Raw genomic sequence first — 13,755 nt, 5'->3', positions numbered from 1 at the left:
GTTAATATGTCAAGACAAACTCCTTTATCACGTGTTAGAAATATCGGTATTGCTGCGCATATTGATGCTGGTAAAACTACAACATCTGAAAGAATTCTATTCTTCACAGGTATGAGCCACAAAATTGGTGAAACCCATGAAGGAACAGCAACAATGGACTGGATGGATCAAGAGAAAGAAAGAGGTATTACAATTACTTCTGCTGCTACAACTTGCTTTTGGAAAGATCATCAAATTAACCTAATTGACACCCCAGGCCACGTTGACTTCACTATTGAAGTTGAGCGTTCAATGCGTGTTCTTGATGGTGCTGTATCAGTGTTTTGCTCAGTTGGTGGTGTTCAACCACAAAGTGAAACTGTTTGGAGACAAGCAAATAAATATCATGTTCCAAGAATTGTATTCGTTAATAAAATGGATAGGGTTGGAGCAAACTTTTTCAATGTTGAATCACAAATTAAAAACCGCTTAAAAGCTAATCCAGTTCCAATTCAAATTCCAATCGGTGCTGAAGATACTTTCCGTGGTGTAGTTGATTTAGTAAAAATGGTTGCTTATGTTTGGGATGATGATAAAAAACCAACAGATTATAAAGAAATTGAAATTCCTGCTGAAGTAAAAGAGCAGGCAGAAGAATATAGGACAAAATTAGTTGAAGCAGTAGCAGAAACTAGTGAAGAGCTAATGGATAAATACTTAAGTGGAGAAGAATTAAGTATAGAAGAATTACACGCAGGTATTAAAAAAGGTTGTCTTGATTTATCAATTATACCTATGTGCTGCGGAACTGCATTTAAAAACAAAGGTGTTCAACCATTACTTGATGCAGTTGTAAAATACTTACCAGCTCCTGATGAAGTTGCAGATATTCGTGGTCAATATGAAGATGGCACTGAAACAAGTGTTAGATCAACAGATGATGGCGAATTTGCTGGACTTGCATTCAAAATTATGACTGACCCATTCGTTGGACAACTTACTTTCGTTCGTGTTTATCGTGGTAAACTTGAAAGCGGAAGCTATGCGTATAACGCAACAAAAGATAAAAAAGAAAGAATTGGCCGTTTATTAAAAATGCACTCAAATAAGCGTGAAGAAATTAAAGAACTTTATGCTGGTGAAATCGGTGCTATCGTAGGTCTTAAAGACACATTAACAGGTGATACTCTATCAAGTGAAAAAGATAAGGTAATTCTAGAAAAAATGGATTTCCCTGATCCTGTTATTAGTGTTGCAGTTGAGCCAAAAACTAAAGCTGACCAAGAAAAAATGGGTATCGCACTTAACAAGCTTGCTCAAGAAGATCCAAGCTTTAGAGTATCAACTGATGAAGAAAGCGGACAAACAATTATTTCAGGTATGGGTGAATTACACCTAGAAATTATTGTAGATAGAATGCTACGTGAATTTAAAGTTGATGCTGAAGTAGGTAAGCCACAAGTTGCTTATCGTGAAACAATCCGCCAAACAGTTGAGCAAGAATACAAATATGCAAAACAATCAGGTGGTCGTGGTCAGTATGGTCACGTATTCTTACGCCTAGAGCCACTAGAGCCAGGTAAAGGATATGAATTTGTTAATGATATCAAAGGTGGGGTTGTTCCAAAAGAATATATTCCTGCAGTTGATAAGGGTATTCAAGAAGCACTACAAAATGGTGTTTTAGCAGGATATCCAGTAGAAGATGTAAAAGTTACATTATTTGATGGTAGCTATCACGAAGTTGACTCAAGTGAGATGGCGTTTAAATTAGCTGCTTCAATGGGCTTTAAAGAAGGTGCTAGAAAAGCTGGTGCAGTAATTCTTGAGCCTATTATGAAAGTTGAAGTTGAAACTCCAGAAGATTACATGGGTGATGTTATCGGTGATTTAAATAAACGCCGTGGCCAAGTAAATAGTATGGATGAGCGTGGTGGAAATAAAATTATTGCAGCATTCTGCCCACTAGCTGAAATGTTTGGATATTCAACTGATTTAAGAAGCCAAACTCAAGGTCGTGCTACATACTCAATGGAATTTGACCATTATAGTGAAGTTCCAAGAAACGTTTCTGAAGAAATTATCAAAAAAAGAAATATGTAATATCAAGCTAGGGTGAAAAACCCTAGCACTTTCAAATATAAAACTCCAAAAAAGGTCCTCATAGCTCAGCTGGATAGAGCGTAGAATTCCTAATTCTAAGGCCACAGGTTCAACTCCTGTTGGGGACACCATTCGCTTATTTTTCTAATATATCTTTTTATAAAAAACCAGTTTAAACCCCTTGAATACGAAATTTAAGCCTTTTTAAAAACTTTAGTCTTTTATATTCTTTTATCTTTATTTATATAAAATCCATATAATTTTGGGAACATTTTGGTGGGAACACTTGGGATTTTTACAAAAAAATCACTTTAAACAATCATAAAAATGAATAAGCATCAATAAATAAGTAAATACAAACATAAAAATCTAAAAATAAAAATTAAGCGTTTATAATAATATTTACACGAGAACAAACATTAAAAACCATTCCACTTATTCTTCACCAATTATCATTGTTTTCAATATTTTATAACTTTAATTATATTTGTTATTCTAAAGCAAAATATAAGTATTTAAAAACAATGAAATAATATATAAAAAATATTTTAAATAAATTTTAAAAGATAATTAATTTTATATAAAGAATTTATATTTTCAGTAGAATTTGAATTAGGAATTTAAACCCTTTTATCGTAAATATTTTCGCCGTCTTTATAAGCTAAAAATAAAGCCAATAAATCTCTTTCATCTTTTATCTTGCGTGGGTCAATCTTACTTAAAATCTCTTCCATACTCTCACGCACATTATCACTTTTAGCTTCTATGGGCTTAAATATTTTTTGCTCTTCTTCGTTTATTTCATCTATATTGGTTTTTTTGCTTTCTATTTTTTCTTTAATCTCTAAATATTTTTGCTTAAAATCATCTACGCTTAAACTCTCATCAGCAAAAAGCTCCATAATCTCATCAGAATATTCTTTAGGGATTTTAAAAAATCTTCCACTTAAATTTAGCCCTTCAATACTATTATCTTTTAAGAATTGAACTAAATCCTTTACCTCATCAGCACTTGCATTACCTTGATATGCCTTTTGATAAATACTATCTGTTTTAATACCAAATGCTACTTGAGCCTTTAACTTAAACTCGCTAAGCCTTGCGTCATCGCCTTTTTGATATTTAAATATTTCTTCATTGCTTGGCAATTCTTCATAAGGATTTGAGCCGTAAAATAAAATTCCTTTATAAAGATGACTTTCTAAAGCATTAAAAATTTCGCTACCTTTTTCATAAGCTCCTATTTTGCTAAGCACGGCATTTGGCTCATAAGTACCCCACTCATCTTGCGCGGCATCTTTTAAAATATTTGCGATTTGCTCTTTTAAACTATCTTGTTTTATTTCTTTTGTAACTTCATTATTTACTTTTATATTATTCGTAAAACCAATATTAAGATTTGAATTAATTTGCATTTTTAACCCCCATTTGCTTAATATCGGCAAATATTAAAAAATCTTAATTCCTATTTCAAATTCCAAAATGCTTTATTAATTAAATCTTTTATATTATTAAGCTTATTTGCTTTATTTCCTAAGCTAATTAATTGTATATTTAAAATACTTTCAAGCTCGGCTAAATATTCGTTTTTAAGCTTAATTAATTGCTTTTTATTTATCAAAATTTCTTCAAATTCAAAAAACGTGCAGTCCGTTAATAGCCTTTGATAAATCTCATTTTCACTAGGCAAATACAGCTTAAACTGAATATTATCAAGCTCATAAAATTCTCTACTTGCATTAATTTTCTCATAAAAAAATGAAAGGCTAAGTTTTGCTGCATTTTCGTAATTATTTAAAGCTTTTATATTGATTTTTTCTATTAATTTATTTAATTTTAACTCATAATTATTTAAGGCTTTTTGATAATCGCTTATAATTAATTCATCAATCGCTTTATAAAAATCATCGCTAATTGCGTATAAAGAGGCACTCGCTAATTCATTATAATTTTTATTAAGCTCCTTTGTTTTAGCGATATTTAAAGTATTTTTAAACTCATTTAAAAGCTCTTCATAATTAATAAAAAGCCTTGCAAATAATTCATTTATATCTTTTCTAATCTTTAAAAACTGCTTATTTACCACATCTTTATTGTAAAAAATGCTTAAAAATGTATCATCAGGACTTAGCGTTTTATAAGAATACTCGTTTTTTATAAAACAATTTTTGTGAAGCAAACTTTTATTTGGCGTATAAAAATAAGCATTTTTTACCTTAAAATTAGCCATAAATTCATTAGCAATGGTTCTTGCGATACTTTTTAAAGCATTTAAAAATTCATCATTTAATTCATCATAATTAAATTTATTTTCATTTAAGGTTTTGATATAATTTTTAATTTTCAAAGCTAATTCATCAAGGCTTTTTAGGTTTTCATTTATCACGCTTAAAAGCTCGTTGTTTAGAGCATTTAGGCTATTTTTTATATAAGTTTTTTTGATATTTTCTTTATCAAGTTCTTTTAAAAAATCATAAAAAGCAAAAATATTTGAATTAGGGTTATTGTCTTTTGCTTCCTTACAAGAAATTAGCTCAATTTTATCAAAATATTTAGCAAAAACATCATCTAAATAAGCTTTTAAGCGATTTTGCTCGGCATCACTAAGTTTATCTTTTTGATTGATTAAACAAAGCTTTTTAATATTTGGATTTAGTTCTTTTATAGCCTTTTCTTCACTAGCTTTTCCAGCACTTTCAGCCAAACTTAGCCAAACGATAGCGTCAAAGGAACTCATTAAATTTTTAGAAAATTCTTCATCGGTAGTATTTGCATTTAGCCCTGGGGTGTCAATTAGCGTAATATCTTTTAAAATCTCGTTATTTGTAAAAATACTAATGCTTTTAAGTCCGTTTAGTTCTTCATTTTGATCGTTTAACGCCCCACCGATAAATGGCTTAATCCCGTCTTCAAATTCCGTTAAAACTAACTCATTTAAACCATAATTAATATAAGTCGCCACCACGCTTACAGGTCTTGCACCAGTAGCTAGCAAATCACTTTTAAAAAGCAAGTTTAATAAGCTACTTTTACCAGAGCTAAACTGCCCGATAACTCCTACTTGAAGTGGCAATTGATAGTGTTTTATGAGATTTGAGAGTTTATTAATTAGTGTTTCACTTAGCATTAAATTTGGATTTTCTAAGACTAATTTTAAAGCTTTTAAATCTCCTAAAAAGCCTTTTTCATAACTTTTATTAAATTTTTCATTATATTCATTCAAAACACTTTTTATCATTTTAAACTCTCTTTTAATTTATTTAAAATTTCAATTTTTCTTAAATTATTTTCTAAACTCAAATCTCCACTAAAATCGCTAATTTGTGCCTCTTCAATATGATAAATCCTTAAAAACTCATCTTTTAAAAACTCATTTGCCTTGCTTTTTCTCTCATTAAAATTAAAAATATTTAAGTTTATATTAAGATAAATCGCAATTAATTGCTCATAAATTTTGTTCTCAATTTTAGAAATTTCTAAGCCACTTATAATTCTTTCAAACTCGCTAAATATCTCTGATAACTCATCTTTATTAAAGCTGATTTCACAAGTTTTATTAATATTTAGCCTTGTTTTAATCTCTTTAAAATCGTTTAAAAATTTATTAGCTAAACTTGAAAAACTAGCATTCAATAAATCCTTAAATCCTTGTAAAATCACGCTTTTAGCCTTTTCTTGTGAATATGCTTTATCGTAATTAAACTCATCATAAAGCCTTGCAGCTTGATTTTTTGCTAAGAGTTCAAGCTCGTGTTTTTGGAATGTGAATTCATATTTTAAATACTCGTTCAAGTAATTTTCAAGCTCTATTTTTATAGATTTTTTACGCTCAATTTCCGATTTTAAATTCTCTAAATTTTTTGTATATTCGTTTTTATCAAGCTTTAAAAGATTGTTTTGATTTTCTAGGCTAAGTAGCTCTAAATCTATTATATTTTTAAACTTTTCGCTAATGCTATTTATAAAATCTTTTGTATTTGTAGAATTAAAACAAACATCGTTTAGATAAGCTTTTAAGGCGTTTATTTCACCTTTTGTATTATCGTTTTTAAATTTATTTGCACTTATACAAAATAATTCATAATTTGTATTTATATCAAGGTTTTTAAGCTCATTATTAAAGCGATTTTTTACATATTCTTTTAATTTTATTTGCTCATCTAGGCTTATTAAATCGCTTTTTGTAAGCACTAGAACAAGCTTTGAATTAGGATTATTTTTAGTAAAGCTTAGCAAAAACTCCAAATCTTTAATGCTAAGTGCTTGCGTGCAAGTCATAAGATATAGCACACAGTTTGCATTCTTTAAAAACTCCTTACTTTGTTGCTCACGGCTAATTATTACATCATCAAGACCAGGGGTGTCTATGATTTCTATTTTATTTTTAAGATATTCGTTATCAAGATAAATATTAATATCTTTTACAAAAATACTCATTTTTGAATTCGCACTCGTGTAGTTATAAAGCTCATTAAAACTCGTTTCAATGCTTTCATAGGCTTTAAAATCCACACTAAAGATTTTATTTAACTCTTCATTTAAACTTGCTTGAGTTTTTAGGGCGTTAAACTCGCTTTCGTTATAAAAATTTACTTTTATATTTTCATTTCCATAAGAAATTATGCTTAGATTTGCAGTTTCAGGTGCATTTGAAACGCCCAAAAAATCACGCTCCAGTAAAGCATTTATAAGGCTACTTTTACCAGCGTTAAATATCCCACTAAAAGCGATTTTAAATGTTTTGTTTATTAGTTGATTATAAAACTCATCTAGCTTTGTTTTTAGCTCAGGGCTTAAAAGATTTACTAAATCATTATAAACGCTTTCAAGCTTAGTTTGCTCGTTTTTGTAAGTATTATTTAGCTCTTTTTGATTTTGACTTTTTGCGTTTTTTAAGTATTCTAAAACTTCTAAATTTATTTTTAAAGGCTTTAATTTTTCAAGATAAAAGCTAATTTCAATTGGGTTTAAAAGATTGTTTTTAATAGAATTAAGCACTGCAATTTGAAGCATTTTTAACTCAAAAAAATTATTAGTATTTATATAATTTGTATATGTTTTTAGGCTTAATAATTCTTTGTAATTTTGCTCGTTCGCACTTAAAATTAACGCTGCTAATTCGGGATTAAAAATATTTTGCTCGTAAGTTAAATCAAGATTTCCTAATTCATCTTTCCATAAATCAAATAACAGTTCTTGCAAGTTTGTCCTTTAGTTAAGATTTAAAAATCTTAGCCTTGAATTTTTAAATAAATGTTACAAATAGTAATTAAGATAAAAATTATCTATTTTATGTGTAAAAACTACACCAAATCAAAAGAATTTGAAATAGGAATTATAAAAATTTTTCTATTTCTTTTTTAAACTTTTCTACCTTTTCATCTATATTTGTTTCATCAAAGTATTCTAAATGTGCGATTTTTACCCCTGTGTATTTAATAATAAAATCATCAAGTCTAGTATCAATCTCACCTATCATTACAACGCAAACAATTTCTAAACTATTATCTTGCAATGCTTTTATGCTCAAAATTGTATGATTTATCATACCTAGATAATTCCTAGCAGCTAAGATTACTTTTCGCTTATTTTTCTTCATAAAATCAATCATAGTAAAATTATCATCAATAGGACAAAAAAGTCCACCCGCAAGCTCAACTATCATTTTATTATCATCTGGCAAAACTAAATCATTCATAGAATATTCAATATTATCAAGCTTTTTTGCTATGTGTGGAGATGCTGGGGTGTGTAAAAATATCCCATCATTGTGTATTTTTACATCTTTTACAAAACGCCTTAAAATATCGCTATCTTTATTGCTACCTGCTTGAACTAACTTAAAATATGAATACTTAAAAGCCTTGCATAAAGCAACACATAGATGGGTTTTGCCTGTATCTGTATGAATGCCGCTTATATACATTTTTTATCCTTTTTTAAATAAAATAATTTGTATTTTAATAAAAGGAAATTAAATGAAAGAGATATTTTTATGTTCAATTTGCAATGTAAAAAGTGGAAATTGTAATGAAGATTGTGCGTACTGCACTCAAAGTAAGCACTATAATACAGGCATTCAAAGTTATGATTATAAAAACATTCAAACCATTTTAAATGAAGCAAAAATCGCTAGTGAGGCTGGTGCTTTGGGATTTTGTCTTGTTACTTCTGGGCGTGGGCTTGATAGCAAAAAGCTTGATTTTATTGCCCGTGCAGCTAGTGCTATCAAAGAAAGCGGCTTGCATTTGCATTTAATCGGCTGTAATGGAAGGGCTAGTTATAAGGATTTGGTATTTTTAAAAGAGCATGGAATTGATAGCTATAATCACAACCTAGAAACTGCTAAAAGCAATTTTAAAAATATCTGCACAACTCACACTTATGAAGAAAGATATGAGACTAATCAAAACGCTATAAGTGCTGGGCTTGGCATTTGTTGTGGTGGGATTTTTGGTCTTGGTGAAAGTAATGAACAAAGAATTGAACTACTTGACGCACTAGCTACGCTAAATCCACACACAAGCACGATAAATTTTTATATAAAAAATGACGCTTTAAAAATCAATGCCCCACAAATTACAAAAGATGAAGCGATAAATATCATAAAACTAGCTGGAGTTAAAATGCCAAATACAAGGCTAATGGCTGCAGGTGGTAGAGAAATGGTATTTAAAGATGATTTTAAAGCTATGTTTGAAGCAGGGATAAATGCTATCGTGCTAGGAGATTATCTAACCACGAAAGGCGAAGAAAAGCATAAAGATGTAGAATTAATCTTGCAAAACGGCTACGAGATAGCTAAGAGTTGCTAGCACTAACGAAAATGGCGTGGTAGTTTAGAGTGTTATGATATTTATCATTAAAGATTTTTAAATCATTTTTGCCTAAAAATACCCCACTAAAGGCATTTACACCGCTAAGTTTTAAATGTCTAAAAACATCAATGCTAGAATTAAACATTAGCTCATAATTTTTCTTATAAATCTTTATATTTTGATAATGCGGCTTTAAAATCTGCTCTATTTCATCAATACTTAAATACTCAAGCCCCACACCAAAATGCTCTTTAATCTGCCAAAGATTATTCACCCCAAAAGTGCTAAAAACAAGCTTAGAATTTGATTTAGGAATTTCATTTATTAATTTTGCTAAATCAAGCCACTGAAAACACGCATTTGATATGATTAAATCAAAATCCATTTTAGCTAAAAACGAATTTTCAAAATCTCTTAAATCCTGCTTTACGAAAATAAATTCCTTGCCATAATCAAGACTAAAATCATTGATATCTACGCAATAAAACTCGCTAAATTCTATCTTTTTAGCCACCATTTTACTAAACTCGCCCCTATTTGAGCCAAGCTCAAGCACTCTACAAAAACGCCCATTTATTTCGCTAAGCAGCACTTCTCTCATATCATTTTGCACGATAGCATTTTTTAAATAAGTATCTTTTGCTTTTAAAAAGCTTTTCATATTTCATCCCAGCTTAAAAATTCATCAAAACAAAAATGAGAAGCATTGATTTTACAAATATTTTTAAAGCTTTTTAAAAGTGCGTTTTGTGGGAAAATTTCATCCATATTTGATGAATATGCTAAATCATAATCTTGCCAAATACAAGGCTTTTTAGCAAGTTCTAAAATGCTTAAAAGCTCATCTTTAGGATTTTGATTAAACGCCTTATTTATACCGCCACAACGACTTAAAAAGCTTTCTTTATCAAATCTTTTAGCCGTGATTTTAAAAAGTTTCTCGCTAATTCCAAACTCATCATCAATGCCTTTTGTAGTGCCATTTATCGCTATTTTTTGCACGATATTAAGCGAGCTTAAATCACACTTGCAAGACACCATAACACCCATTGAAAAAGCGATTAATTTAATGTTTTTATAGGCTTTACAAATTTCTAAAAATCCTAAATCAAATTCCAAATAATCATAAACCATTAAAACATCATTTTTAGAAGCTAAATTATAAGCACTCGGTAAAAAGCCAAAACCACCAAAAAACAGCACCAAATCACTAGAATTATTTTTATGCAAAAACTCAAATTTCATAAAAAGCCTTAGCAAAATTATCTAAATCGCTAAAATCCATATTAGCGTTTATTGATAGTCTTATTCCTGTATCCTTAGCAGCTACGGTTGGAGTTTTTATGCTTGGGGCAAAAAAGCCTTTTTGCATAAGTTTTGCTGAGTATAGATTAGCTTTTTCATTATCCCCTAAAACTATCATTTTTATATAACTAACGCCTTTTATTTTATCTTTTAACAAATCATTTAAATATGAGCTAAGATTTATTAAATGCTCTCTTTTTTTATCAAAATTAGCTAATTTTGAAAACACAAAATGCGAATAAGCCACATTTATAGGAGGCAATGCAGTTGAATAGATTAGTCCCCTAGCTTTGTTTATAAAAAAATCTTTTGCTTCTTTTGAGCAAATCATCGCAGCACCCATACTAGCAATACTTTTGCCAAATGTAAGCACTAAAAAATCAATATCTTTTAAGTATCCAAGTCCAAGCCCATTAATGCCGAGTGAGCCAATGCTATGTGCTTCATCAACATAAAGCATAATATTTTTATATTTTTTCTTAAGCTCTAAAAGCTTGTCAAGTGGTGCAAAATCTGCATCCATACTATATAAACTCTCGCAAATTATTATGATTTTTTCATAATTTAAATTCGTTTGCAATAATTTTTCTAAATCATTTATATCGTTGTGTTTAAAGCGTTTAAAATTAGAATGCTTTATGCCATCAATTATACTTGCATGAACTTTTTTATCAGCTAAAAAAAGCGTATTTTTTAAAGTAGCTAAAGCACTTAAACAACTATAATTTAACAAAAACCCACTACTAAACAAAAGCGCTTCTTTTTTATATAAAGATGATAAATATTCTTCAAATAAAAAGTATTCATCGCCTCCACCACCAAGACTTCTGCTAGCACTTGAGCTAAGACTTTGGTTTTTGTAAGTGTTTAAAAACTCACGCTCAAGCTCACCGCTACTTGCCAAGCCAAGATAATCATTACTTGCAAAATTAAGAAGCTTTTTGCCATCATATAAAACATACTTGCCGTCGTTTTTAAATCTTTTTAAAGTTCTAAAATTATTTTCTTTTTTTAGTTCATTTAATAAGTCTTGCATTTTCATCCTTTATAATAATTTTATTAGATTTTCATAAAGGAGTTACAAATGCAAAATGATTTAATAAAACTTGATTTAGCCCACATTTGGCACCCTTGCACGCAAATGAAAGAGCATGAGTTTGTGCCACTAATTCCTATAAAAAAGGCAAAAGGTGTGTATTTATATGATTTTAATGATAAAACATATATTGATTGTGTTAGCTCTTGGTGGGTAAATCTTTTTGGGCATAGCAATGATTATATAAATGCTAAAATAATAGAGCAATTAAACACCCTAGAGCATATCATAATGGCTGGATTTTCTCATAAAAGCATTATAAGATTATCAAAAAGGCTTACTGATTTACTACCAGCAAAACTAAATAAATGCTTTTATGCTGATAATGGCTCAAGTGCTGTTGAAGTAGCACTTAAAATGAGTTTTCATAAAAATCTTTTGCAAGGAAAATTAAAAAACAAATTTTTATCACTTAGCAATTCTTACCACGGAGAAACGATAGCAGCACTAAGCGTAAGTGATGTTGAGCTTTATAAAAAGACTTATAAACCACTTTTACTTGAATGCTTAAATACCCCTGCACCAAGTGGAATGGAATATGAAAAAGAATTATTTGAGCTTGAAAACTTGCTTGAAAAAGAGCATAAAAATATAAACGCCTTTATCCTTGAGCCTTTAATTCAATGTGCGGGCTCTATGAATATGTATTCAGCTGAGTTTGTTAAAAAGGCTTGTCAGTTAGCAAAATCTTATGATATTGATATTATTTTTGATGAAATTGCTGTTGGGTTTGGAAGAAGCGGGACTATGTTTGCCCTGCAGCAATGCGAAATTGTGCCTGATTTTTTATGCCTTAGCAAAGGGCTTAGTGGTGGGTATTTGCCAATTAGTGTTGTTGTAACAAGCGATGAAATTTATAATGAATTTTATGCTCCATATAACGAATACAAAGCGTTTTTACATTCTCATAGCTACACAGGAAATGCACTTGCGTGTGCTGCTGCAAATGCGACTTTGGATATATTTAGTAAAGATAATGTTATAAACCAAAACAAAATTAAAAGCAAGTATATAAACTCACTTTGGCAAGGTTTTGCTGAGTTTAAAAGTGTAAAAAATATTAGGCATCAAGGAATGGTGTTTGCCTTTGACATAGAACATCCTAATCCTAGATTTGGGCTTGAGATTTATATAAAAGCGTTAGAATTTGGGCTACTTTTAAGACCGCTTGACAATACGATTTATTTTATGCCGCCGTATGTAATAAATAACGATGAAATAAATTATGTAATTAGCTCTATAAAAGAAATCTTAAGATTTAAGAATTTGAAATAGGAATTTCAAATTCCTATTTTAGCGTTTCGCTCCACTCTACTTCGGTTAATTTTTTAAGACTTTTTGCCATAAAATCACTATAAGTTTTGCCTAGAATAACACCTATTGCATAGTCTTTTCCGACCGAACAAATGCTACCTTTATCATTATATTTAAAAGCTTCGTTAAACTCAGTTCCTTCAAGCTTTGCATTTAGTCTTTTTGCTAGGTATTTTCCTTGCTTACAAGCAATTTGTGCAGTAGGTGCGTAATTTGAAACAATCGCCGAATCTCCTAAAACATAGCAATTATCAAAATTAGGCGCCATCAAATATTCATTTACTAAAACTCTATTATTTTTGTGATTAAAGCCACTATTTGCAATCACTTCACTACCCTTAACCCCAGCTGTAAAAATTATAGTTTTTGCTTCTATATAATTATTTTCATCGTTTAAAAATAATTTATCATCAACTTTTTTAATGATTTTGTGAGAGCTTAGAACTTTTACGCCTAGATTTTCTAAATAATTTCTAGCTTTTTTAGCTAAATCTTTAGCATAAACAGGCAAAATCTCATCCATTGCTTCAACCAAATATAAATTAATGCTAATTCCTAGATTTTTGCAAGTTGTAGCGATTGAGCCACAAAGCTCTACTCCGCTAAGCCCTGCACCGCAAATAATTACATTTTTATTTTCATAAAGCTCAAGATTTTTATAAAGTGTTTCAGCAGTATTTAAAGCGTTTTTATAATTTATTATATTTAAACACTCATCAAGCCCAGCAATGCCAAAGGTATTTACACTCGCACCAAGCCCAACATAAAGCTCATCATAATCATAATTTGCATTCTCGCAAACAACCTTGCCGTTTTCAATGCTTTTTACCTTATCGCAAATTAAAGTTACATCTTTAGGTAGTATGCTTTTTAGATTTATTACTATGTCTTTTTCGCTTTCTCTTGCTGCGATTTTGTGTAATTCTGTGGTTTTATAATGATAAGAATTATTGTTTATTAGTATAAATTCTGCTTTGCTTAGATTTTTCTTTTTAATCTTTTTAATTAGGCTTAAATTCGCATACCCAGCACCTAAAAATACAATTTTTTTCATGAACTCTCCTTTAAAATTATTTAATAAATTTTAAATAATTTTTACTTTAATTTACATTAAAATACACTAAATAAATTCTAAAAATT

General features: G+C 29.7%; 11 protein-coding genes and 1 tRNA gene. 4 read left to right on the top strand and 8 right to left on the bottom strand.

Going from position 1 to position 13,755, the window contains the following annotated elements; genetic code table 11:
• Positions 1-6 precede the first annotated feature (6 nt).
• Together fusA and AVANS_RS01205 are read left to right on the top strand one after the other, a co-directional pair.
• Complete coding sequence (gene fusA / locus AVANS_RS01210; protein ID WP_239817841.1) at positions 7-2,082, top strand: elongation factor G; 2,076 nt, start codon at positions 7-9, stop codon at positions 2,080-2,082.
• Positions 2,083-2,136: 54 nt separating this feature from the next.
• Positions 2,137-2,213: transfer RNA gene (locus AVANS_RS01205), tRNA-Arg, on the top strand.
• 489 nt (positions 2,214-2,702) lie between these two features.
• Here the strand turns inward: AVANS_RS01205 and AVANS_RS01200 are convergent.
• The 4 genes from AVANS_RS01200 to bioD form a co-directional block, all read right to left on the bottom strand.
• Entirely contained in the window at positions 2,703-3,497 is a 795-nt protein-coding gene (locus tag AVANS_RS01200) for a hypothetical protein (RefSeq protein ID WP_239817840.1), read from the bottom strand.
• A gap of 50 nt (positions 3,498-3,547) precedes the next feature.
• The gene (locus tag AVANS_RS01195) at positions 3,548-5,320 is read right to left on the bottom strand and encodes a dynamin family protein (RefSeq protein WP_239817839.1); all 1,773 of its coding nucleotides are present in this window, start codon (positions 5,318-5,320) and stop codon (positions 3,548-3,550) included.
• On the bottom strand, positions 5,317-7,284 hold the full coding sequence (locus tag AVANS_RS01190) for a dynamin family protein (protein ID WP_239817838.1): 1,968 nt from the start codon (positions 7,282-7,284) through the stop codon (positions 5,317-5,319). Before AVANS_RS01190 ends, AVANS_RS01195 begins: the two co-directional genes overlap by 4 nt.
• 133 nt (positions 7,285-7,417) lie before the next feature.
• A complete protein-coding gene (gene bioD, locus AVANS_RS01185) occupies positions 7,418-8,008 on the bottom strand; it encodes a dethiobiotin synthase (RefSeq protein WP_239817837.1) in 591 nt (196 codons plus the stop codon).
• Positions 8,009-8,060: 52 nt separating this feature from the next.
• On the opposite strand from bioD, the gene AVANS_RS01180 reads away from it, so the two are divergent.
• Positions 8,061-8,897 (top strand): biotin synthase, encoded by an 837-nt coding sequence (locus AVANS_RS01180; RefSeq protein WP_239817836.1) that lies wholly within the window; start codon positions 8,061-8,063, stop codon positions 8,895-8,897.
• Here the strand turns inward: AVANS_RS01180 and AVANS_RS01175 are convergent.
• The 3 genes from AVANS_RS01175 to AVANS_RS01165 are packed head-to-tail and all read right to left on the bottom strand — an operon-like array spanning position 8,884 to position 11,247.
• Positions 8,884-9,561: an SAM-dependent methyltransferase gene (locus tag AVANS_RS01175; protein WP_239817835.1), complete on the bottom strand. Its 678-nt coding sequence runs from the start codon at positions 9,559-9,561 to the stop codon at positions 8,884-8,886. The two genes, AVANS_RS01180 and AVANS_RS01175, sit on opposite strands and share 14 nt — an antisense overlap.
• Positions 9,558-10,145, bottom strand: coding sequence for a pimeloyl-ACP methyl esterase BioG family protein (locus AVANS_RS01170; protein WP_239817834.1), 588 nt, complete (start codon positions 10,143-10,145; stop codon positions 9,558-9,560). The genes AVANS_RS01175 and AVANS_RS01170 overlap by 4 nt, the downstream gene beginning before the upstream one ends.
• Positions 10,135-11,247 carry a pyridoxal phosphate-dependent aminotransferase family protein gene (locus AVANS_RS01165; RefSeq protein ID WP_239817833.1) on the bottom strand — a complete coding sequence of 371 codons (1,113 nt, stop codon included), beginning with the start codon at positions 11,245-11,247 and terminating at the stop codon, positions 10,135-10,137. The genes AVANS_RS01170 and AVANS_RS01165 overlap by 11 nt, the downstream gene beginning before the upstream one ends.
• Before the next feature lie 42 nt (positions 11,248-11,289).
• Here AVANS_RS01165 and AVANS_RS01160 point away from each other — a divergent pair, with 42 nt between their 5' ends.
• Complete coding sequence (locus AVANS_RS01160) at positions 11,290-12,576, top strand: adenosylmethionine--8-amino-7-oxononanoate transaminase (RefSeq protein ID WP_239817832.1); 1,287 nt, start codon at positions 11,290-11,292, stop codon at positions 12,574-12,576.
• Between the two features lie 13 nt (positions 12,577-12,589).
• On the opposite strand, the gene AVANS_RS01155 is transcribed toward AVANS_RS01160, so the two are convergent.
• A complete protein-coding gene (locus tag AVANS_RS01155; protein WP_239817831.1) occupies positions 12,590-13,669 on the bottom strand; it encodes an FAD-dependent oxidoreductase in 1,080 nt (359 codons plus the stop codon).
• Positions 13,670-13,755: the final 86 nt, after the last annotated feature.

It is taken from the genome of Campylobacter sp. RM5004 (genome assembly GCF_022369455.1).
Taxonomy (GTDB): Bacteria; Campylobacterota; Campylobacteria; order Campylobacterales; family Campylobacteraceae; genus Campylobacter_E.
The sequence above is the reverse complement of the archived record's forward strand: the minus strand, read 5'-3'. Positions and strand labels throughout refer to the sequence as shown.

Coding starts and splice junctions, on each gene's coding strand:
- AVANS_RS01155 (WP_239817831.1), bottom strand. CDS start 13,669: ATGAAAAAAATTGTATTTTTAGGTGCTGGGTATGCGAATTTAAGCCTA.
- AVANS_RS01165 (WP_239817833.1), bottom strand. CDS start 11,247: ATGAAAATGCAAGACTTATTAAATGAACTAAAAAAAGAAAATAATTTT.
- AVANS_RS01195 (WP_239817839.1), bottom strand. CDS start 5,320: ATGATAAAAAGTGTTTTGAATGAATATAATGAAAAATTTAATAAAAGT.
- AVANS_RS01170 (WP_239817834.1), bottom strand. CDS start 10,145: ATGAAATTTGAGTTTTTGCATAAAAATAATTCTAGTGATTTGGTGCTG.
- AVANS_RS01160 (WP_239817832.1), top strand. CDS start 11,290: ATGCAAAATGATTTAATAAAACTTGATTTAGCCCACATTTGGCACCCT.
- fusA (WP_239817841.1), top strand. CDS start 7: ATGTCAAGACAAACTCCTTTATCACGTGTTAGAAATATCGGTATTGCT.
- AVANS_RS01175 (WP_239817835.1), bottom strand. CDS start 9,561: ATGAAAAGCTTTTTAAAAGCAAAAGATACTTATTTAAAAAATGCTATC.
- AVANS_RS01180 (WP_239817836.1), top strand. CDS start 8,061: ATGAAAGAGATATTTTTATGTTCAATTTGCAATGTAAAAAGTGGAAAT.
- bioD (WP_239817837.1), bottom strand. CDS start 8,008: ATGTATATAAGCGGCATTCATACAGATACAGGCAAAACCCATCTATGT.
- AVANS_RS01200 (WP_239817840.1), bottom strand. CDS start 3,497: ATGCAAATTAATTCAAATCTTAATATTGGTTTTACGAATAATATAAAA.